The following is a 21,350-nucleotide window of genomic DNA, read 5'->3' on the forward strand; positions in this document are numbered from 1 at the left end:
CCCCTGTCCGACACCCCGTCAGGCGGCCCCTCGAACGGCGTCAGCATGGCGACGGACCCGTCCCCGCACGGCGACGCCGCTGGATAGGGGCTCCCGGCAGCCTCTATGATCGGCACACTTTCCTGCGCGGACACTCACGAACACAGCGGGAGCGAACGGTGAGCGGAACCTCAGAGGAGACCGGTTCGGCGGCCGAGAGCACCCGACCGACCCTTACGGAGCGTCACCAAACCGTGTCTGCCGTGCCCGAACCGCGCGACTACCGCGCCGCCTTCGACGCGGCGCACCTCGCCATGGCCGTCATCGGCCGCGGCGGCGAGGTGATCGCCGCCAACCGGGCCCTGGCCACCCTCCTGGGAGCCGAGCCGCACGCCCTCGCCGGGCAGTGCGCCGCCGACCTGGTGGACCTGGCGGCGGAGGCCCGTACCTGGCAGGCCTACCAGGAGGTGCTGCGCGGCCGGCAGGCCCGGCTGCGGTGCACGCGCCGGCTCAAACACCCCGACGGGCACTCGCTGTGGGCCGAGGTCACCCTGGGCCCGGTGACCGGCACCCCCGACGTCCTGCTGTCCGTCGCCGACATCACCGACCGGCGCGACCTCCAGGCCCGGCTGCGGCACCTCCAGATGCACGACCCGGTGACGCGGCTGCCCAACCGGGCACTCTTCTTCGAGCGGCTCTCGGCCGCCCTGGAGGCCTCCGCCTACGGCACGGGCGGCACCGGCCGGATCGGCCTGTGCTACCTGGACCTCGACGGCTTCAAGGCGGTCAACGACACCCTGGGCCACCGGGTCGGCGACCGGCTGCTGACCGCCGTGGCGGCCCGGCTCAGCCAGTGCGCCGACCAGTCCGGCTACGGCCGCTCGGGCGGGCACCTCGTCGCCCGGCTCGGCGGCGACGAGTTCGCCCTGCTGGTCGAGGACTCCACCGGCACCGAGCAGCTCGCCGACCTGGCGCGCAGCGTACTGGCCGCCGTACAGGAGCCCTTCGACCTCGCCGGGCAGCGGCTGTCGGTGTCCGCGTCGATCGGCGTGGTCGAGCGGGACGCGGCCGGCACCTCGGCGACGGGACTGATGCAGGCGGCGGACACGACCCTGTACTGGGCGAAGGCGGACGGCAAGGCCCGCTGGACCCTCTTCGACCCCGAGCGCAACGCGCACCGGATGACCCGCCAGGCGCTCTCCTCCAGCCTGCGCCCGGCCGTGGAGCGCGGGGAGTTCGAGCTGGAGTACCAGCCGCTGGTCGACCTGGAGAGCGGGGTGGTGCGCGGGGTGGAGGCCCTGGTCCGCTGGCGGCACCCGCAGTTCGGGATGCTGACGCCGAATCGGTTCATCGGCATCGCCGAGGAGGACGGCTCGATCGTGCAGCTGGGCCGGTGGGTGCTGCGCACGGCGTGCCGCCAGGCGCGCCGCTGGCAGATCGAACAGCCCAGCGACTCGCCGGTGTTCGTCTCGGTGAACGTGGCGGTGCGCCAGGTCTGGGACTCGGACCTGGTGGGGGACGTCGCGGAGATCCTCGCCGAGACCGGGCTGGCCCCCCAGCTGCTCCAGCTGGAGCTGACGGAGTCCGCGGTGATGGGGTCGGCGGGCCGCCCCCTCCAGGCCCTCCAGGCGCTCAGCGACATGGGCGTGCGGATCGCCATCGACGACTTCGGGACCGGCTACTCGAACCTCGCCTACCTGAGCCGGCTCCCGGTGTCCGTGCTGAAGCTGGACGGCTCCTTCGTCCGCGGCTTCCGCTACGAGGAGGGCACCCACCCGAACCCGGCCGACGAGACCATCGTGGAGGCCCTCGTCCAGCTCGCGCACCGGCTGGGGCTGACGGTCACCGCCGAGTGCGTGGAGACCGCCGGCCAGGCGGCCCGGCTGCGCCGCGTCGGCTGCGACACCGGGCAGGGCTGGCTGTACTCCCGCGCGGTGGCGCCGGAGCGGATCGCCGAGATGATCGCGCCGCCGCCGGGGGCCCGGTTCGCCTCGGGGACGCCGGAGGCCTGAGGGCCGTCGTGCGCCCCGGGAACCGGAACCGCCCCGCCCCCGGGAAGGGGGCGGGGCGGGCCGGCGCTCGGCGCGGGGTGGGGGGAGATCAGCAGGCGCCGAGGTCCTTCCAGACACCCCATTCACCGGTGGTGCCGGGCGCCTCGTTCTGCGTCCACCACTGGGCCCGGTACTTGCGGCCGTTGTGCGAGACCTCGTTGCCGGCGGTGTAGACGGTGCCCGCGACGTAGGCCGGGACGCTGCCGCAGCCGGTGGTCGGGGGCGTCGTCGGCGGGGTCGTCGGCGGCGTGGTCGGCGGGGTGGTGGGAGGCGTGGTCGGCGGGGTGGTCGGCGGCTGGGTGGCAGCGCCGAGGGCGTCCGAGATCTGGTTCAGCAGCGTGGTGTTGTTGTCCAGGCCGAGCAGGGAGTACATCATCGCGCCGGCCAGGCCGCGCTGCTTTCCGTAGTCGACGCGGGCCTGGACCGACTTCTGGTTCAGGCCGGTGAAGAACTCGCCGTCCTTGTAGAAGTACGAGGCCTTGGCCTGGTCGTCCCAGTAGGTGGTCGCCGGGTTGTCGACGATCCCGCCGAGCTCCTTGTAGTTGGCGATGCCGGCCTGCTGGCTGGTGGGACGGGCGCCGGAGGCGCCGGTGGCCGGCTGGGCCAAGCCGCCCGCCGCCCCGGCGGGGACGCCCTTCCAGCCGCGGTAGTAGAACTCGTAGCCCAGGGTCAGCTTGCTGGCGGGGAACCCGCCGGCGATGCCGTAGGCCGGGTTGCCGTCGAGCCAGGAGTCGATGGCGTTGTCGATGCTGTACTTCTGGGTGCCCGGGGCGATCACGTCGGTCGGGTCGCCGGCCGGGGAGTACAGCGGGGACTGGTGGTACGTCGGCCCGTCGCCGTCCCAGGCGCCGTGCATGTCGTACGTCATGATGTTCGCGTAGTCGAGGTACGCGCCGATCTTGTCCGTCTCGATGTGCTTGATCTTGTCCTGGCCGGCCGGGAGGGCCGCGGTCAGCATGAACTTCTTGCCGCCGTTGGCCTGGCCGTAGGCGTCGAGCTGCTCGCGGAACTCCTTGAGCAGGAGGGTGAAGTTCTGCTTGTCCTCGGGGGCGTAGTGGTTGCCGAGGTGGCCGTCGGGCGAACCGGGGTACTCCCAGTCGATGTCGATGCCGTCGAAGACCCCGGCCGCCGTGCCGGGGCCGCCGAAGCCGTCGGCCTTGGGCAGGTTGCCCTTGATGTACTGGTCGATGCAGGAGGAGACCAGCTTCTTGCGGGAGGCGTCGGTCTTCGCCGCGTCGCTGAAGTACTTGGAGTACGTCCAGCCGCCGAGCGAGATGTTGATCTTCAGGTGGGGGTACTTGGCCTTCAGCTGCTTGAACTGGTTGAAGACGCCCACGATCGGCTGGTCCCACTTGTCCGCGACGCCGCTGACGCTGTCGGCCGCGCTGAAGGACTTCTGGTAGTCGGCGTACGAGTCGCCCGCGCTGTCACCGGCGTTGGGGTTGTTGTCGTCGCCCGCCGCCTTGTTCGCCTCGAAACAGGTGAGCTCGGTGGGGTGGATGTTGCCGAACGAGTAGTTGATGACGTCCAGCTTCCCCGCTATGCCCCGGGTGTCGAGGTGCTTGGGGTAGAAGGCGTTGCCGTACACGCTCCACTGGTCGTAGTAGGCGATCCGCACACCGCCGGCCGTGGCGGTGGTGGAGGCGTCGGCGGCCTGTGCGGTGCCGAGTCCCGCGAAGCCGGCCAGCGCACCGGCCGCCAGCGCGGCCGTGGCGGCGGCCGCGATGAGGGGTTTACGAATGTGCATGAACTGCCTCCGTGGGGGTGGGAGGTGAGGAAATCAGCGGTAGGTGAGAGAAGTGATAGCGATCACCCGGCGCCCCAGTCAATGGTTTGGACCAAATAAGGACTAGACCACTCAACGGCCAAATCCCCTCGTCAGAGAGCTGAGCGCACATCAAAAACAGCCCGCCACCCCCGGTGACGAGCGGTTTAAGACTCCCTTAGGCCATGCTCCGGCAAGCCTTCAGCAACAAACCAGCCGAATGCCGTTCCCCCGGATCCACCCCCGCTCAGGCCCGCGTCGAGGGCTCGGCGGGCATCCCGTACGCATCTGCGACGAGTCCGTACGAGCGCAGCCGGGCCTCTCCGCCATGGGCGTTGGCGGTCAGCATCAGCTCGTCCGCGCCCGTCCGCGCCACCAGCGCGTCGAGTCCGGCCCGGACCTCGTCGGCGGTGCCGTGGACGACGTTGGAGAGCCAGCCGTCGACGAACTCCCGCTCCAGCGGCGAGAAGCCGTACGCGGCCGCCTCCTCGGGCGTCGGGACCAGCCCGGGCCGCCCGCCGCGCAGGCGGAGCATCGACAGCGCTCCGGTCAGCACCTGCGCACGCGCCTCGGCAGCGGTGTCGGCGGCCAGCGCCGAGACTCCGATGAGGGCGTACGGGGCGTCCAGCACCGCCGAGGGGCGGAAGCTGTCGCGGTACAGCTCCAGCGCGGGCAGGGTGCCGGCCGCGGAGAAGTGGTGGGCGTACGCGAAGGGCAGGCCCAGCTCCCCCGCGAGCCGGGCGCTGAAGCCGGAGGAGCCCAGCAGCCAGACCGGGGGGCGCCCGGCGGGCCCCTGCACCGGGCCGGGCACGGCGTGCACGCGGGCGTACGGGTGCCCGTCGGGGAAGTCGTCGTCCAGGAAGCGGGTCAGCTCCGCGAGCCGCCGGGGGAACTCGTCCGCCGCCTCGTCCAGCCGTCCGGGCCCCCGCAGCGCGGCTGCCGTACGGGGGTCGGTGCCCGGCGCCCGGCCGAGCCCGAGGTCGATCCGCCCCGGGGCGAAGGCCTCCAGGGTGCCGAACTGCTCGGCCACGGCGAGCGGGGCGTGGTTGGGCAGCATGACCCCGCCCGAGCCGAGGCGGATCCGCGAGGTGTGGGCGGCGAGGTGGGCCAGGATCACGGCCGGGGAGGAGCTGGCGACCCCGGGCATGGAGTGGTGCTCGGCGACCCAGTGGCGGTGGTAGCCCCGGGCCTCGGCCTGCCGGGCGATCCTCACGCTGGTGCGCAGGGACTCGTGGGCGGTGGACCCGCTGCCCACGGTGACCAGGTCGAGCACCGACAGCGGCACCGGCGCCCCGCCGCGGGCGGTCCCGCGGATCGGGTCGTGCGGGCGGCCCTGGGCCCGGTCCCGCGGGCGGTCCTGGGCCCGGTCCCGGTCCGGCTCCCCGGCCGGAGCCGTGGGCGCCGGAGCCGCCGCCGGATCCTGGGCCGCGGCCCGGTCCGCCTGCGGAGGGCCGCCTTCCGCCGACCCGCCCGTGCGCCGGCCCGCGTCCCCGGTGTCGCTCATCGTCGCTCCCGTCCCGTCCCGCTCGTGCGCCCGCGGGCGCCCCGTACGCCTCGTACGGCGTTCGTACGAAGAACTCGAACGGGAAGTGCTCGCCGGGCATTCCCGGCAGACCGGGGCATGCCCATGCCGCTGGCATATGCCGAACGAGTAGTTCCAGGCCGGGCGACTTGATTAAGCCATCAATCTCATCAACACACGCTCCACGTGGGCCTCTTGATGGCTATCGTGGTAGAGCAAGCGGTAACAACCTGGTAGGGGGAAACCGTGGCGCTGAAGCCCGAGCCGACCGCGCCGTTCCACTCGGTGCAGTACGCCCTGCGCGTACTCGAAACGATCTCGCGGCACACCGGCGGTGTGACCGACGTACAGATCGCGCGTGAGACCGGCCTGCCCGCGGTCCATCTCGCCCCGATGCTCCTCATGCTCCGCCGCGAGGGATACGTCCTCCAGGTCTCCGACGGCGCCTACGCCATAGGTGACTCCCTCGTCCTGCTCGGCTCCGGCCTCGGCCGGCAGCAGGCCCTCCAGGAAAAGCTCCAGGACACCCTCGACAAGCTGCGGGACTCGGTCGGCGCGGCCGTCTACATCAGCCGCTACGTGGACGGCGAGGTCCGCATCACCCAGTTCGCGGACAGCCCGCGCACGCCCAAGGTGCACGAGTGGGTCGACTTCCGCTCGGCGGCGCACGCCAGCGCGGTCGGCAAGTGCCTGCTGACCCAGCTCGACCAGAACGGGCGGCGCGACCACCTGTCCCGGCACAAGATCGCCCGGCTCACCTCGAAGACGATCGTGAACGAGCGGATCCTGTTCTCGAAGCTGGACTCCCAGCCCGCCACCGTCCCCGTCCTGGACCTCCAGGAGTACGCGGTGGGCACGGTCTGCGCGGCGGTCCCGATCACGGCCGGTGCCGCGGTGGGCTGTCTGGCCCTGTCCATGCCGGTCGAGCACGCCCACCGGCTGCGCGCCGCGGCGGACACCCTGAACCGCAAGGCCGCGCCGCTGCTGCTGTCGCTCACCCTCTGAGGGCCCGCGGAAGAAGGCCGAGCGCGGGCCCCGCCCCCGGCCCGGAACACGGCGGCCCCCGGAAAAAGCACCGCGGCGACCCTGAAAACACTTCGGGCGGTTCCCGGTGAACCGGAAACCGCCCGAAGATCAGGTGCGCCGCCAGGGACTCGAACCCCGGACCCGCTGATTAAGAGTCAGCTGCTCTAACCAACTGAGCTAGCGGCGCCTGCTGACAGAGAAAATACTACCTGGTCCCCAGGGGTGCTCCAAACCAGTAACCGCAGGCCCGCCCGGCGAGCCCCCTCAGCGGTCCAGCAGCTCCCGGCGGCCCTGTGCCTCGTACGCCGCCAGCAGCGCGGCCAGCTCCTCCCCGTCCAGCGGGCGGTACGCGCCGCCGACCCGGTGCCAGACCGGGCCGGGACCGAGGAAGCCGGCCCGGCGCAGGGCAACCCGGTGGATCTTGTTCGTGGCCGTGACGGGCAGCGCGTCGAGGATCCGTACGTAGCGCGGGGCCATCTTCGTACCGAGGTCCGGCTGCGCGGCCAGGAAGGCGCCGAAGGCCTCCGGATCGAAGGCCGCGCCCTCGTGCAGGGCCAGGGCGGCCATCACCTGGTCCCCCGCGACCTCGTCCGGGACCGCGTACACGGCGACACCGGCCGCCGCCTCCCAGCGGGCCAGGATGTTCTCGATCACCGCCGCGGCCAGGTTCTCGCTGTCGACCCGCAGCCGGTCGTCGGTGCGGCCCGCGAAGTAGAGGAACCCCTCGGGGTCCCGGAAGAACAGGTCACCGGTCCAGTACCAGCCGTGCCGGGTGCGGGCCGCCTCGGCGTCGGGGTTGCGCCAGTAGCCCTCGAAGAGACCGCGTCCGCGGTTGACGAGCTCGCCGATGGCCTCGTCCCCGTTGACCAGCCGGCCCCGCCCGTCGAGGACCGCGGGCGGGCACTCGCGGCCCGTCTCCGGGTCCACGACGGCCAGGTCGTCCCCCGGGGCCGCCCGGCCCAGCGCGCCCGCCGGGGTGCCGGGGCCCCGCTGCACCGAGGCGCCGCCCTCGGTGGCCCCGTACCCCTCCACCAGACGGACCCCGAACCGGTCGGCGAAGCGGGCCGCGTCCACGGCCCCCGCCTCGGTGCCGAAACCCAGGCGCAGCCGGTGCTCCCGGTCGTCGGGGCGGGGCTCGGTGGCCAGCAGGTACTGGACGGCCCGGCCGACGTAGGTGAAGTACGTCGCCCCGTAGGCCCGTACGTCGTCCAGGAACGCGGAGGCCGAGAAGCGGCGGCGCAGTGCCACCGGGGCGCCGGCGGCGAGGGCGGGCAGCCAGTCGGCGATGACGGCGTTGCCGTGGAAGAGCGGCATGCAGATGTAGTGGACGTCGTCCGCGGTGACCGAGAAGTGCCGGGCCAGCGATCCGCCGGCGGCGGCGAGGCGGCCCTGGCTGCAGACGGCGGCCTTGGGGGCGCCGGTGGAGCCGGAGGTGAAGTAGAGCAGCAGCCGGGTGCCGGGGCCGGGCGCTCCGGCGCGCACCGTCGACTCGCCGGGTTTCGCGGCGGCGTACGGGGCGAGCAGGGCCTCGTACTCCTCGGTCCCCGTGACCAGGAGCCGTACGCCGGGCAGGTCGAGGCCGCGCAGCAGCGGGAGGTGGGCGGGCTCGGTGACCAGGATCCGGCAGTCGGTGTGCAGGATGTCGCGGGCCAGCTCGGGGCCGCGCCGGGTGGGGTTGATCCCGGCGACGGCGGCTCCCGCGAGGGCCGCCGCGCCGAGCCAGAAGGGGAACTCGGGGGTGTTGTCGAGCAGCACCCCCACGTGCGGCTCCGCCCCCGGCGGCAGCAGGTCGGCGAGGAGCGCGGCGCGGGCGGCGGCCTCCTGGGCGGTCCGGTGGCGGCTGAGGACGGTGGGCCCGGCGCTGTCGGCCGCGCCGGCCCCGTACACCAGCCCGGGCCGGTGGTCCCCCCACTGGCGCGCGACGAGTTCCGCGACGGTCTCGCCGGCACCGGGTGCTGTCGTGGTCCGCATGCCGCCGGAGGTTAGCTGACGAAGCGTCAGAACTGAACGTCGGAGCAGGCGTAGAAGGCCATCGGGGTGTCGTTGACCGTCCAGACGGCCAGGATCATGTGCCGTCCCGTCTTGCCGGCCGGCATGGAGCCGCGGTGGATGGCGGTCATGTCCGGGCGGCCGCCGTTGTACGGGACGACGAGGAAGGGCTGGGGGTCGAGGGCGGCCCGGGTGAGGGGCTTGACCGGGTCCCAGCCGTTCCGGGTGACGTAGTACCGGAAGTCGGTGGTGGAGTGGTTGGCCGTGAACTGCCAGCGGAAGTCGAAGGGCTGGCCGGAGTTCACCCGGGTCGCGGGCCAGGCGCCGCCGCGCGGGTCGTCGAGCTGGGCGAACTCGCTGTGTCCGCCGGCGCATATCTTCCCGTCGGCGGGACCGGCCGCCGGGAAGCCCTTGTACCCCTCGACGCTCTGCGGCTCCCACTGGATGGGGCCGCAGTCGGAGACCGCCCTGTTGGCGCAGAGCTTCTGGCGGCTGATGGGGGTGTCGGTGTAGCCGTGGCCGCTGGCGCCGGGGGCGCCGAGCAGGGCGATTCCGGCGAGCAGGCCGAGACCGAGCGTGGCGGCGGTGGCTGCCCGCCCGGAGCGGGAGGGGCGGGAGGGGTGCGCGGGAAGGGAGGGGCCTGAGGGGCGTGCGGGCCATGAGGGCATGCGGAAGGAACGCATGGTGCTCCTTGGGCGTGGGGGGGGATCCGGTATCCGGCGAGGGGGTGTGCGCGTGGGGATCGGCCCTGGCGGGCCGGCTGGCGGAGGTACTGGGGCCGGCCGGGGGGAGCCGGTCGGCCGCTCTAGGTCTAGACCAAGTCCCAGGGTATGGACGGTAGTTGGCCATGTCTATACCAATGAGCGAACGGGTGGCCGGTCATGACCGGCCACCCGTTCGCTCGCGGAACCCCCGTGACGGCTGTTACTGGTCCGACCGCCCGGTGTAGAAGGCGACGGTGAGGTCCTTCACCAGGGCCTTGCGCTCGTAGTCGTCGAGCTCCACGATCCCGCGCGAGGTCAGCCGGTGGACGGTGTCGTCCACGGCGTCGACCACCGACGTCAGCACCGTGTCCCGGTGCTTGGCGTCGATCGCGGCGACCCGGCGCCGGCGCATGGCCTCCGCGACCTCCGGTGCGTACTCGATCCGGGTGGGCTGGGCCGAGAACACCTCGATCCCGACCGCCTCGGTTTCGGCCGCCACCATCCGGGTCAGCGCGTCACCGACGGCCTCGGCGTCGCGCAGGGTCGGGGCGTCCTCGTGGAAGGCGTCGGCGGGCAGCTGGGACAGCACCCGGGCCATCGCCGACTCGACCTGCTCGGCCAGGTAGTCGGTGTGGTCCTCGACGGCGAGGGTGGCCCGGGCGGTGTCCTTGACCTGCCAGACGACCTGCACGACGACCTGGAGGGCGAGCCCGCCCGAGTCCACGGCGGGCATCGGCTCGCTGCGCCAGTGCCGCAGCCGGACGTCGACCCGCTGGCGCAGCAGGAGGGGGCTGATCCAGGTCAGGCCGGTACGCCGGACCGTGCCCCGGTAGCGCCCGAAGAGGGTGAGCACCCAGGCGTGACCCGCCTTGGCCCGGCCGAGACCGCCGAGCGCGAGGAGGGTGACGATGCCGAGGAAGGCGAGCGGGGGCCAGTGCGTGGCGCGCAGCCCCTGGTAGGGGCGGGGAGGGGCCCCGAAGGCGGCGACCACGGTGGCGGGGACCACCCCGGCCCGCCACAGCACCGCCGCGCAGCCGAGGAGGGCGAGGCCGCCGACGGCCACCGCGATCCAGCCGGGCAGTACGGGCCCGCGGTGCTCCCGGAGCCGGTCGTCGCCCCGGGGGACGCGACGGCCCGCGGCCGGCTTCCGCGCGGCGCGGGCGGCGGGAGCGGCGGCCGGGTACCTGGGGGGCTGCGGCTGCGGGCGGAACGGGAGGTGCAGCGGGACCTCCGTGACCGCGGTGCCGCGCGGGGGGTGCGGGAGGCCGCGCGGGGCGGGGTCCCCGGTGCGCATCCCGCGCGCGACGGCCCGCGCGGCGATCTCCGCGGGCCCGGGGCCGGGCACGCCGTGCGGGGGCTCGGGGGCGGGGTGCGGGATGCCGGGGGCGGCGTCCGCCCCGGCCTGGCTCCGGGCGGCGGGCACATCACCCCGCGGCGACCCCGGCCGGGCGGACTCGGAGCCGGGCTCCGGGGCGTCGGCGGCCGCGCGGAACGCGTCGGGGTCGGCGTCGGCGTCAGCGGGGTGCGGGGGCCCCGGCCGGGCGGGTTCCGGTTCGGGGCCGGGGCCCCGGGCGGGGCCGGGGAAGGCCCCCGGAGCCGGGTCGGGGTCGGCGGCCGGGAACGCCGCCAGGGCCAAGGGGGCCGGTTCGGGGTGAGCGGGGTGCGCGTGCCCGGCCGGGACCGGGTCCGGCTCGGCGGCGCGGGGCGCCGGAGTCGCGGCGGCCGGCTCGGCGGCGCGGAGGGCCGTCGCGTCGGCGGGCTCCGCGGCGCGGGGGGCCGGAGTGCAGGTCGCGGCGGCCGCGGGGAACTCCGTACCCCCGGTCGCGGAGGTGGGTTCCGCCGCCGGGACCACGGCCACGGGCTCCGGACCGGCCGGGCGGACCGCGGCGACGCCCGTCGCGAACCGGGTGGCTCCGAACGGCTGGACGGCCCGTTCGGGGGCGGACTCCCCCGCCGGGGGCGCGGCGGCGGGCGCCGGCTGCGCGGACGGCCACGCCGGGGCGGGGACGGGGTGCGCGGCGGGGGCCGGTTCTGGGGCGGGGACGGAGCCCGTGGCCGGCGTCGGGGCCGGGGTGACGGCCGGGGCGGGGGCGGGGCCCGCGACGGCGGTCGGTTCGGGGGCGGGGCTCGGGACGGGGACAGGGGCGGGGCCCGTGGTGGGGGGCTGCGGTGTCCAGAACCCGCGGTACACGCCGACCGGCTCGGCGGGACGGGTGCCGGCGGCCGGGTCCGGGTCCACGGCCGGCGCCCGGGACGGCAGCGGGCCGGCGGGACCCGAGGCGTGGGCCGTGGCGCCGGCGGGGGCTGCGGGCAGCGCGGGGATCCGGAAGGTGCCCGTGGTGAACGTGGTGTGGGTGGGGTACATCGTTGCCTCCGTCATGCGAACAGCCGGCGCCAGGTTTCCGGGCCCGGATAGCCGTTGGCCGAGGCACCGCGCCAGCCCTGGGCGCGCTGGAAGGCCTCGACGTTGCGGCGGTCGGCCTCGCTCCACCGCGGGCCCGGGCCGGACGTGTAGTACTTGCCGAAGCCCTTCGCCGCCAGCCGGCGGCCGAGGGCGAGGACGGCCGGATGGGACTGCCCCGGGCGGAAGACCCCGGGCCCCGGGTACGCGGGCACCCCGGTCGGGCCGGGCAGGGCCGCGGGCGGCTTCACCGCGCCGGGTCCCGTCGTCCGTCCCGTCGGCGGGATGTCCTTGCCCTTGCGCTGGACCAGCAGCCGCCAGGTGTGCTCGCCGGGGATGCCGTCGGCGTCGGCGCCCGTCCAGCCCTGCGCCTCCTGGAAGGCCCGCGTGGCCTGCCGGTCGGCGTCACTCCACTTCGAGCTCGGCCCCTTGGGGTAGAAGCGCAGGGCGCCGCGCCCGATCAGCATCTTGCCGAGCTCGGCGACGTGCTCGTTGTCCGCGCCCGGGCCGAACTTGGCCGCGCCGGGGAAGGCGGCCGTGCTCGCCGGCGGGGCGCCCGGCACCGGGGCGCCCGGTACCTGCGTGCCCGGCACCTGCGTGCCCGGCACCGGGGTGTCCGGTACCGGGGTGTCCGGGAGGACCCCGGTGGTCACGCCGTTGTACCGGTACGGCAGGTACTTCTCGGAGTTCTTCCAGTACCCGTACGGGGTGGCCTGCTTCCGCGTCGCCGGGCGGGTCTGCTCGTACGCGACGTAGTGCGTGCGCGTCTCGTCGACCCAGCCGCCGAAGATGACGACGTGCGAGCCGTTGTTGGGGTCCGCCGGGTTGTGGAAGAGCAGCATGTCCCCCGGCAGCAGCTCCTCCTTCGTGATCTTCGTGGCGAAGGAGTCGAGGCTGCCGGTCCACTCGTTCGTACCCAGGTTCCAGACCATGGAGACGTACCCCGAGCAGTCCTGCCGGTAGCCGTCCGACCAGTACGCGGTCATGCTGTAGGGAACCTGGGCGTCCAGCCAGGTCTTCGCACGGTTGATGATCGTGGCCCGGTCGATGGCCCGCACGGCGGGCGGCGCGCCCGGCCGCCCCGTCGACGGGGACGGGGGACGCGGCCCCGGGGCCGGGCGTCCGTGCAGCGGGGCCCGGTCGCCCTGCGGGGAGCCCGGACCGTCCGCGCCGTCCCGGTCGTCCAGGGCCACCGGCCCCGGACCCGGCACCGGCCTGGCGGCGGCCAGCGCCGCCGACCCGCCGCCGCCCAGCACCACACCGGCCGCGGTCGCCAGTACCAGCGCCCGGCGGGCCCCGCGCACGGCCGGGTGTCCGCCGTCCCGCAGCGCTATGGCCCGCCCGCGCGCGAGGGTGCGGCGCCGCTGCGCGCACCCGAGGCACACGCAGTCGCCGGCGGGCTCGTACTCCTCGAAGACCGGCATCGTCATCGGCGCCGGCATCTGCACATGCACCGGAGGCTGCATCGTCATGCGGTTCCGTCCACTCCCCTGCTCGTCCACTGGTCGGCCGGGCACGCATCTGTCGGGGCATCAGATTCGGCTCGACCAGACATATCGTGCACGACAAACCTCCTAAACATGGGTTAATCGGACAGGACGGGCGCGGCTGGTCACGCGTACCTCTCGAGGTGGGGTAGAGTTTTGCCTGTCAGCAGGCGCCGCTAGCTCAGTTGGTTAGAGCAGCTGACTCTTAATCAGCGGGTCCGGGGTTCGAGTCCCTGGCGGCGCACAGACGAGAAGAAGACCCCCGTGGCGAAAGCCACGGGGGTCTTCTTCGTTCTGCCGTTGGCCCGGCCGGGCGGGCCCTGGGGCCGGAGGACCCGGACGGCCCGGACGGCCCGGATGGCCCGAGGGACCCGGACGGCCCGGCTGACCCGGACGGGCTACACCGACGCCGCGGCCGGCTTCGCCCCCGCGCCCGTGAGGTACGCGGAGACCACCACGTTCGCCGCGTACTGCCCGGCCGCCTTGTCGTAGTTCCCGCCGCAGGTCACGAGCCGCAGTTCGGCGCGGCCCCCGACCCGGGGCCCGTACGCCTCGTGGGGGTCGAAGCCCGCGCGCTCGAAGACGCGTACGTCCTCCACGGTGAACTCGGCGACCGTGGCGTCCGCCCGTTCCACGCGGATCTTCTGGCCTGGCTTGAGGGAGCTCAGGCCGTAGAACACCGCCGGCTTGGACTTGGTGTCCACGTGCCCCACCATCAGCGCGGCCCCCACCGCACCGGGCTCCGGGCCCGCGCCCCACCAGCCCACCGTGCCCGGGAGCTCGTACGGCGGCGGATCGATCGCCCCCTGCGCGTCCAGGCCCCGGGCGATCACCGGCGCCCGGACGCCCAGGGCCGGTACGTCGACCCGCGCGGGCATCGCCCCGGGCAACGGGGGCCGCGCGGCCGGGAGGACCGGCCCCGGCAGCCCGCCGGCCCGGTCCGCGGCCGGACCGGGCGGAACCCCGGTGATCTCCTTGCCCCACAGCCACAGGCCCATCACCAGCACCGTCCAGGCGGCGAAGGTCAGCAGCCGGCCGGTCGCGGAGCCCCTGGGCTCGCTCATCCGCCGTTGCGGCGGCGTCGCAGGGTGATGGCCCGGCCCGCGACCGCCAGGGTGGCCGTGGCGGCGAGAACGGCGCCGATCACGGTGTGGGGCAGCCCGGGGCCGTCGCCGTCGTGGCTCTTCTTCGCGGCCGTCGCCAACCGGGTCGCCCCGGCGACCTCGGCGGACATCCCGCCGCCGCCCGCGTGGACCGGCCAGACCGGCGAACGGTGCGGGTCGGGGCGGTGGTGGTGGTCGCGGTGGCGGATCTCGATGGAGCCGCGCAGGCCGTCGGCGCCCTCGCACTTGACGCGGATCTCGTGCCAGCCCGGGGCGGCGTGCGAGCGGACGGTGGCCTCGCCCCAGAGGGTCCGGCCGTCCCCGTGGCGGGAGGAGAGGCGCACGTCCGACACGAAGACGGGGGAACGGGCCGCCCCCCAGTCACCGTGACAGCCCCGCACGCGGATCTTGACGTGCGCTCCCGGTGCGGCCGGGTTCGGTTCCGCCGAGACACCGCCGCGGTCCCACTCGTTCGCGAGGGCTGCGGGGGCGGTCACGGCGGTGAAGGCCGTCAGGGCGACGGCGACCCCTGCGACACGCAGAGCGATCAAAGAACAGCGCATGGTGAACCTCCTCAACAAGGAGATTCACGCGCGGCGCGCCGCTCCGCATCCGGAGCGGCGCTCTCTTGGCCCGTACGTGTCAGCCGTACGCGCTAATGCGCGACTACACCAGGCCGACGAGATCGGCGATGGAATCGACCGTCTTGGTCGGCCGGTACGGGAACTTCTCGGTGTCCTCGACCGTGGTGAGACCGGTCAGCACGAGGAAGGTCTGCATGCCCGCCTCCAGGCCGGCCAGCACGTCGGTGTCCATACGGTCGCCGATCATCGCGCTGGACTCGGAATGGGCGCCGATGGCGTTGAGACCCGTACGCATCATCAGCGGGTTGGGCTTGCCCGCGAAGTACGGCTTCTTGCCGGTCGCCTTGGTGATCAGCGCGGCGACCGCACCCGTGGCCGGGAGCGGGCCCTCGGTGGAGGGACCCGTCTCGTCGGGATTGGTGCAGATGAAGCGGGCGCCGCCGTTGATCAGCCGGACGGCCTTGGTCATGGCCTCGAAGCTGTACGTGCGCGTCTCGCCCAGGACCACGTAATCGGGCTCGTGGTCGGTCAGGATGTAGCCGATGTCGTGCAGGGCGGTGGTCAGGCCCGCCTCGCCGATGACGTACGCGGTGCCGCCCGGGCGCTGGTCGTCGAGGAACTTCGCGGTGGCGAGCGCCGAGGTCCAGATGTTCTCGACGGGCACGTCCAGACCCATCCGGCTGAGCCGGGCCTGGAGGTCGCGCGGGGTGTAGATGGAGTTGTTCGTCAGCACCAGGAAGGGCTTGCCGGACTCGCGCAGCCGCTTGATGAAGGCATCCGCGCCGGGGATCGGGGTGCCCTCGTGGATGAGGACCCCGTCCATGTCGGTCAGCCAGGATTCGATCGGCTTGCGCTCTGCCACGGGACGTCTCTCCGCTCTGCGGGGCCTCTGACCTCGGGGGCCTCTGGTCTGTACCACCCTAGCGGTGCGGGGCCGCGGAAGGGGAGGGCGTCCACGGCCCGGACAGGGCGGGGCGGGGGCAGCCGCCGTCGGGGGTTCAGCGGTACGCCGCCCGGTGCGGCGGGGTGACGTCCGCGCGCGGGCGAGTCGGCGGGCCGGTGGCGACGGCGGTGACGGGCCGGTCGCGCGGCCGGCCGGCGAGCGGGCCCGCGCGGCCGGTCGACGAGCGGGCCCGCGCGGCCGGTCGCGCCGAGGGGGCGGGGGCGCCAGGGGGGCACGAGGGGGGCCGGGGGTGTGTCGCTAGGCGGAGGCGCGGAGCCGCCGGGCCCCGAGCAGCAGCCCGCCCCCGGCCGCGACGGCGGCGACGGCGGCGGACCCGTAGGCCCACTCGCGGGGCCCGGTGTGCGCGAGCGAACCCGCCTCGGCCGGGTCCTGCGGCCCCGCCACGGCGAAGCGGTACCCGCCCGCCTCCCCGACCCACTCGCCGTCGTCGGCCTTCCGCTGGACCAGCGCCGCGTCGGCGACGACCTCGCCCAGGGGGGCGTCGGGGGCGAAGGCCAGCCGCACCTTGACGGTCGCTGAACCCCCGGCCGGTACGGAGAACCCGGCGAACCGGCTGCCGCCGTACCCACCCTTCCCGCTGCCGTTTCCGCTGCCGGGCCCGCCGTCGAACACGGCGATGATCTCGTCGCGGTCGGAGCGCTCCAGCGTGACGGGGAAGGGGCCGCCGGGGGCCTCGAACTCCATCCGGAGGTGGGCGGGGCGCAACGCCCGGGCGGCATCGGTGAAGACGACCACGGGGTGGATGGCCGTACAGGTGCCGCTGGTGGTGTTGGTCAGGTCGAGCAGCCAGGTCTGCGGCCCGGCACCGGCCCGGTAGACCGCCGGCCCACCCCTGATCCGCGCCCCGATGGGGAACGCGGTGGCCTTGCCGTCGCCGCAGGTGGCGTGCGCGCGGGAGGGCAGAGCGGGTGCGGGGCGCGCACCGCCGCCGTTGCCGATGTCGGCAGCGGCGGTCGCGGTGTTGAGGGCCAGGAGGAGGGCGGTGAGGGCAAGGGCGTTGCGCAGTCTCATGGCAGACCTTCGCTGCTCGCCGGACGGAACGATGATCGGACGAGGTGACAATCACCCCGGCCCTCCCGCACCCTGCCACGCCCGCGCGACCCCACATCCACCCCACGCCCAAGCCCTCCCGGTTTACGCCCATACGGCGGCCGGGGTCAAACGCGAGGCTGGCGGCGGGCCGGGATGGCGGTGCCGCGCGGGGAAGTGCCGCCGGGCGGGCACCGCCCCAGGTGCCGCCCGCGCGGGCGTCGCCCCGGGGAGTGCCGCATGGGGGAGTGCCGCATGGGGATGGGCGCCGCATGGGGATGGGCCCCCCCCCGGGGGCGGGGCGAAGCCCCGGGCCGGGAACAGAACCCCGGATCCGTGGCACAGCCCGGGGGGCCGGGGGCAGAGCCCGGGAGATCCGGAGCACAGCCCGGGGGTCCGGGCAGAGCCCGGGGGTCCAGGGGCAGAGCCCGGGAGTTCCGGAGCACAGCCCGGGGGTCCGGGCACAGCCCGGGGCATCCGGGGGCACAGCCCGGGGGGGCCGGAGCACACCCCCGGGGATCCGGGCACAGCCCCGGGGATCCAGCAACAGCCCCGGGGATCCAGGCACAGCCCGGAGTCCGTGGAACGGCCCAAGAGGGGCCGGGGTCCGGGGCGGAGTCCCGGGGAACGGTGGAAGGGCGGGGAGGGGCATGACCCAACGCCCAGCAGCCGCACACTCCCGAGAAGCGGACGCCGCCGCCCGGCCGGGTGGTGCCGGACCCGCCGGACGCAGTGCGGAGAAGGCCCGGGGCCGGCCCCCGGGCCCAGCCGCCGCACGCCACCCGCGCCCGGCGCCCGGCTGGCCCCGGCCCCACCACCTCCGCCTGGACCGGCACCGGCGAAGCCACCCGCACCCGGTCCGCCCCCTGGCCCGACCCCGGCGGAGCCACCCGCACCCCGCCCGGCCCGGGCCAGGGCAACGGCCCCGGCGGAGCCACCCGCACCCCGCCCGGCCCCGCCAGGGCAACGGCCCGGCCGAGCCGCCCGGACCCCGCCCCGCCCCGCCAGGGCAACGGCAGCCCCCCGGTCAGGTCCAGCCGAAGACGCGGCCCCGGACCAGGGCCGCCGCGCCCTCCGCCACCCCGGCCGGGGCGCGTGCGACCGACGGGGGGTGCTCCAGCAGGACGCGGGACGCCAGCGCCGCGCGGACCCCGTCCACGAAGGGCTCCGGGTCCGCGTCCACGACGCGCCCGCCGAGCAGGATCCGGTCCACGTCCAGCAGCGCTGCCAGGTTCGCCGCGCCCTCCCCCAGGATCCGCGCCGCCTCCGCCAGGTCGCCCCGGGCCACCGCCGCCAGGCAGAGCGCCTCGAGGCAGCCGCGCCCCCCGCACCGGCAGGGCGGGCCGTCCAGCCGCAGCACCTGGTGGCCGAACTCCCCCGCCGCCGAGCGCGCGCCCCGGTGGACCGCCCCGTCCAGCCGCAGCCCCGCCCCGAGCCCGGTGCCGACGTGGAGGTACACGGAGGTGCCCGAGCCGGGCCCGCCCGGAGCCCCCGCCGCCACACCGGCGTTGGTGTCCTTGTCCAGCACCACGGGCAACCCCAGCCGCCTCGCCAGTACCTCCCGCAACGGGTACCCCGCCCAGTCCGGGAACCCCGTCACCCTCCCGAGCACCCCGCTGCGCCAGTCCAGCGGGCCCGGCGCCGCGGCGCCCACCCCGAGCAGCGGCGGTGCCGCTCCCGGCTCACCGGAAACCCGCGCGACGGCTCGTACGACCGAATCCACCACCAGCTCGGGGCCGGCCCCGAAGTCCAGCGGCCCGCTCCACCGCGCGACCACGCCGCCCGCCAGGTCGACCCGGACGGCACTCAGCTCGTCGCGGTCCAGGTGGACCCCCACCGCGTGCCGAGCGCCGGGCACCAGCCGCAGCAGCGTGCGCGGCTTGCCGCCGGTGGAGGCGCCGCGTCCGGCCTCGGCCACCAGGCCCTCCGCCGCCAGCCTGGCGGTGATCTTGCTGACGGCCTGCGGGGTGAGCCCCGTCCGGGCGGCGAGCTCCGCCCGGCCCAGCCCCGGCGCCCCCGCGGCGCGCAGCAGGTCCAGCAGCAGCGCCTCGTTGTGCCCGCGCAGCGCGGGCAGGTTCACCCCGGCCCGCCCGCTGCCGGCGGTGCCGCTCTCGCCCTCCCCGTCACCCCTGTTCACCCGGCCATTGTCCACCCTCCTTGCACTTACGCAACGCTGTTGCCAAAGTGGTTCCATGAACGCCTCGCCCTCCTCCCCGGCCCCCTCTTCCCCGGCCTCCGCCACCCCGGCCCCCGCCGCCCCGCTGCGCGTCGCGGTCATCGGCTACGGACTCGCCGGCTCCGTCTTCCACGCCCCGCTCGTGTCCGCGACCGAGGGCCTCCTCCTCGACACGGTCGTCACCTCCGACCCCGGCCGGCAGGCCCAGGCCCGCGAGGCCTACCCGGACGTCCGGATCGCCGCCTCCGCCGACGAGCTGTGGCAGCGGCCCGACGCCCCGGACCTGGTCGTCGTCGCCTCCCCCAACAAGACCCACGTCCCCTTCGCCACGGCCGCCCTCACCGCCGGCATCCCCGTGGTCGTGGACAAGCCGCTCGCCGCCACCGCCGCCGAGGCGTACGAACTGGCCGCCCTCGCCGAGCGCACCGGCACCTTCCTCTCCGTCTTCCAGAACCGCCGCTGGGACAACGACTTCCTCACCCTGCGCCGCCTCCTCGCCGACGGCGAGCTCGGCGAGGTCCAGCGCTTCGAGTCCCGCTACGAGCGCTGGCGCCCGCAGCTCAAGGGCGGCTGGCGCGAGTCCGGAGCCCCGGAGGAGATCGGCGGCCTGCTGTACGACCTCGGCAGCCACGTCGTGGACCAGGCGCTGGTCCTGTTCGGCCCGGCGGTACGCGTCTACGCGGAGACCGACGTGCGCCGCCCGGCCGCCGAGGCCGACGACGACACCTTCATCGCGATCACGCACGCGAACGGGGTCCGCTCCCACCTCTACGTCAGCGCGACCGCGGCCCAGCTCGGCCCGCGGTTCCGCGTACTCGGCTCGCGCGCCGGCTACGTCAAGTACGGCCTGGACCCCCAGGAGGCCGCCCTGCGCGAGGGGCTGCGGCCGGGCGACGGGGGGCAGCCGTGGGGCGAGGAACCCGAGCACCTGTGGGGCCGGCTGGGCTCCGGCGAGTCGCCGCTGACGGGCGGCGGCCTCCCGGTGCCGACGGTTCCGGGTGACTACCCCGCCTACTACGCGGCGGTCGCGGCGGCCCTGCGCACGGGCGGTCCGGCGCCGGTGACGGCCGAGGAGGCGGCGCGCTGCCTGGCGGTGCTGGAGGCGGCCCGCAGGTCCTCCCGCGAGGGGGTGGCCGTGGAGATGTGACGCCGGGCCCGATGACCCTTCGTCGGAAAATCGATGCATTGAACACCGACTTGCGATCTATGCTGCACGGGCTGCTGATCATCACACGTGTGAAGAATGGAAACCCTGCCTGTGAAGCTGCCCCGGATCGCGTCCGTCGTGGCGACCGCCGCGATCGCCCCGGCCGTCCTCCTCGCCTCGCCCGCCTTCGCCGCTGACGCCTCGTCGGCCGCCCCGTCGTCGCCGACCGCACCCGACCAGGACCCGCAGGCCGCGAAGCCGGCGAAGCCCGCGGAGACCCCGGCGACGACGCCGGCGAAGACCCCGGCCGAGAGCCCGGAGGCCGCGAAGGACCGGGCCGAGATCGAGCGGATCCTCAAGGACCCGGCGAGCGGTCGCGGCGTACGCGAAGGGGCCGAGAAGGCGCTCAAGGGCACGGCCGCGGACATGCGGCGCTTCCTGACGGTCGAGCTGGCCCAGCAGCGGCTCGAGGACGACCGCGTACGGGTCGTCCAGATCAGCGAAGCGGGCGGCAGGTCCGTACGCGAGGCCGCGCGCGAGGCGCTGCGTGTGAACACCCGCGAATCGATCACCGCGTTCCTGCAGGAGGGCCAGCACGCGGCACGCCTCCAGGACGACCGCGTCGAGATGCTGCGCATGCTGAACGGCGCGGGCAGGGGCATCACCCAGACCGTCAAAGACCTGCTGAGCAACGGCACGCGCGAGCAGATCCGCGAGTTCGTCGCCACCGGCCAGCACAAGATCCGCGCCGTGGACGACCGGGTCGCGCTCTTCTCGATGCTGAACGGCGCCGGACCGGGCCTGAAGGAGGGGATCGTCAAGCTCCTCGAGAACAACGCGACCCCGGAGCAGCTGCGCGAGTTCGTGAAGAACGGTCAGCACGTGCTGCGCGACGAGGACAACCAGGTCGACATCTCGAGGATGGTGAACGGCGCCGGCCCGGAGCTGAAGAAGGCCGCTCTCGCCGCCCTCAAGGGCACCCCCGAGGACCGGGCCGCGTTCCTGAAGACCGGCCAGCACGTGGCGCGGGCCAAGGACCAGGCTTCGGGCCACACCGGCAACACCGGCGGCTCGGGCAACGCGGGCACGGGTACCGGCACCGGCACCGCCGGCGGGGTCCAGCCGGCGGCCGCCAAGGGCACCGGCGGCAACGGCAACGTCACCCCGGCGGGCGGCGCGGGCTCCGGCGCGCTCGCCAGCACGGGCGCCGGCTCGGAGACGTGGATCGCCGGCACCGGCGCCGCGGCGCTCGCCGCGGGCGCCGGCCTCGTGGTCGCCAACCGCCGCCGCGCCTCCGCCGAGAGCTGACCGGCACCGTCAGGCACACGGGCGCGGGGGGGGGGGGGGGGGGGGGGGGGGGGGGGGGGGGGGGGGGGGGGGGGGGGGGGGGGGGGGGGGGGGGGGGGGGGGGGGGGGGGGGGGG

At 75.0% G+C, this 21,350-nt stretch carries 15 protein-coding genes and 2 tRNA genes; 5 read left to right on the top strand and 12 right to left on the bottom strand.

Annotation, left to right across the window (positions count from 1 at the left end; translation table 11 throughout):
• The first annotated feature begins 122 nt into the window (after nt 1–122).
• Nucleotides 123–1,991: a putative bifunctional diguanylate cyclase/phosphodiesterase gene (locus tag ACZ4WZ_RS08035; protein WP_467886640.1), complete on the top strand. Its 1,869-nt coding sequence runs from the start codon at nt 123–125 to the stop codon at nt 1,989–1,991.
• 88 nt (nt 1,992–2,079) lie between these two features.
• Here the strand turns inward: ACZ4WZ_RS08035 and ACZ4WZ_RS08040 are convergent, their stop codons facing one another.
• Together ACZ4WZ_RS08040 and ACZ4WZ_RS08045 are read right to left on the bottom strand one after the other, a co-directional pair.
• A complete protein-coding gene (locus tag ACZ4WZ_RS08040) occupies nt 2,080–3,777 on the bottom strand; it encodes a glycosyl hydrolase family 18 protein (protein ID WP_467886572.1) in 1,698 nt (565 codons plus the stop codon).
• 265 nt (nt 3,778–4,042) lie between these two features.
• Nucleotides 4,043–5,299 (bottom strand): LLM class flavin-dependent oxidoreductase, encoded by a 1,257-nt coding sequence (locus ACZ4WZ_RS08045; protein WP_467886575.1) that lies wholly within the window; start codon nt 5,297–5,299, stop codon nt 4,043–4,045.
• A 264-nt stretch (nt 5,300–5,563) separates the two neighbouring features.
• Between ACZ4WZ_RS08045 and ACZ4WZ_RS08050 the strand changes: the two genes are divergently transcribed.
• A complete protein-coding gene (locus ACZ4WZ_RS08050; protein WP_388946303.1) occupies nt 5,564–6,322 on the top strand; it encodes an IclR family transcriptional regulator in 759 nt (252 codons plus the stop codon).
• Between the two features lie 134 nt (nt 6,323–6,456).
• Here ACZ4WZ_RS08050 and ACZ4WZ_RS08055 read toward each other — a convergent pair.
• From ACZ4WZ_RS08055 to ACZ4WZ_RS08075, 5 genes are all read right to left on the bottom strand, one after another.
• Nucleotides 6,457–6,530, bottom strand: a tRNA-Lys gene (locus tag ACZ4WZ_RS08055).
• Nucleotides 6,531–6,607: 77 nt separating this feature from the next.
• Nucleotides 6,608–8,314: an AMP-binding protein gene (locus tag ACZ4WZ_RS08060; protein WP_467886577.1), complete on the bottom strand. Its 1,707-nt coding sequence runs from the start codon at nt 8,312–8,314 to the stop codon at nt 6,608–6,610.
• A gap of 26 nt (nt 8,315–8,340) precedes the next feature.
• Nucleotides 8,341–9,015 carry a lytic polysaccharide monooxygenase auxiliary activity family 9 protein gene (locus ACZ4WZ_RS08065; RefSeq protein ID WP_467886580.1) on the bottom strand — a complete coding sequence of 225 codons (675 nt, stop codon included), beginning with the start codon at nt 9,013–9,015 and terminating at the stop codon, nt 8,341–8,343.
• Between the two features lie 241 nt (nt 9,016–9,256).
• On the bottom strand, nt 9,257–11,401 hold the full coding sequence (locus ACZ4WZ_RS08070; protein WP_467886583.1) for an SPFH domain-containing protein: 2,145 nt from the start codon (nt 11,399–11,401) through the stop codon (nt 9,257–9,259).
• 11 nt (nt 11,402–11,412) lie between these two features.
• Nucleotides 11,413–12,867: a peptidoglycan-binding protein gene (locus ACZ4WZ_RS08075; RefSeq protein ID WP_467886643.1), complete on the bottom strand. Its 1,455-nt coding sequence runs from the start codon at nt 12,865–12,867 to the stop codon at nt 11,413–11,415.
• Between the two features lie 227 nt (nt 12,868–13,094).
• Between ACZ4WZ_RS08075 and ACZ4WZ_RS08080 the strand changes: the two genes are divergently transcribed.
• A tRNA-Lys gene (locus ACZ4WZ_RS08080) sits at nt 13,095–13,168 on the top strand.
• 154 nt (nt 13,169–13,322) lie between these two features.
• On the opposite strand, the gene ACZ4WZ_RS08085 is transcribed toward ACZ4WZ_RS08080, so the two are convergent.
• The 5 genes from ACZ4WZ_RS08085 to ACZ4WZ_RS08105 all read right to left on the bottom strand — a co-directional run bounded on the left by ACZ4WZ_RS08085 (nt 13,323) and on the right by ACZ4WZ_RS08105 (nt 18,741).
• Nucleotides 13,323–13,988 (bottom strand): class F sortase, encoded by a 666-nt coding sequence (locus ACZ4WZ_RS08085; RefSeq protein WP_467886586.1) that lies wholly within the window; start codon nt 13,986–13,988, stop codon nt 13,323–13,325.
• The gene (locus ACZ4WZ_RS08090; RefSeq protein ID WP_467886589.1) at nt 13,985–14,590 is read right to left on the bottom strand and encodes a hypothetical protein; all 606 of its coding nucleotides are present in this window, start codon (nt 14,588–14,590) and stop codon (nt 13,985–13,987) included. The genes ACZ4WZ_RS08085 and ACZ4WZ_RS08090 overlap by 4 nt, the downstream gene beginning before the upstream one ends.
• Before the next feature lie 103 nt (nt 14,591–14,693).
• The gene (locus tag ACZ4WZ_RS08095) at nt 14,694–15,473 is read right to left on the bottom strand and encodes an HAD-IIA family hydrolase (protein WP_388946319.1); all 780 of its coding nucleotides are present in this window, start codon (nt 15,471–15,473) and stop codon (nt 14,694–14,696) included.
• A 339-nt stretch (nt 15,474–15,812) separates the two neighbouring features.
• Nucleotides 15,813–16,586: a hypothetical protein gene (locus ACZ4WZ_RS08100; protein WP_467886591.1), complete on the bottom strand. Its 774-nt coding sequence runs from the start codon at nt 16,584–16,586 to the stop codon at nt 15,813–15,815.
• Between the two features lie 1,045 nt (nt 16,587–17,631).
• The gene (locus tag ACZ4WZ_RS08105; RefSeq protein WP_467886593.1) at nt 17,632–18,741 is read right to left on the bottom strand and encodes an ROK family transcriptional regulator; all 1,110 of its coding nucleotides are present in this window, start codon (nt 18,739–18,741) and stop codon (nt 17,632–17,634) included.
• A gap of 55 nt (nt 18,742–18,796) precedes the next feature.
• Between ACZ4WZ_RS08105 and ACZ4WZ_RS08110 the strand changes: the two genes are divergently transcribed.
• Nucleotides 18,797–19,927: a Gfo/Idh/MocA family oxidoreductase gene (locus tag ACZ4WZ_RS08110; protein ID WP_467886595.1), complete on the top strand. Its 1,131-nt coding sequence runs from the start codon at nt 18,797–18,799 to the stop codon at nt 19,925–19,927.
• A 96-nt stretch (nt 19,928–20,023) separates the two neighbouring features.
• Nucleotides 20,024–21,235, top strand: coding sequence for an ALF repeat-containing protein (locus ACZ4WZ_RS08115; RefSeq protein WP_467886597.1), 1,212 nt, complete (start codon nt 20,024–20,026; stop codon nt 21,233–21,235).
• Nucleotides 21,236–21,350: the final 115 nt, after the last annotated feature.

The organism is Streptomyces sp. NPDC029122 (genome assembly GCF_055569445.1).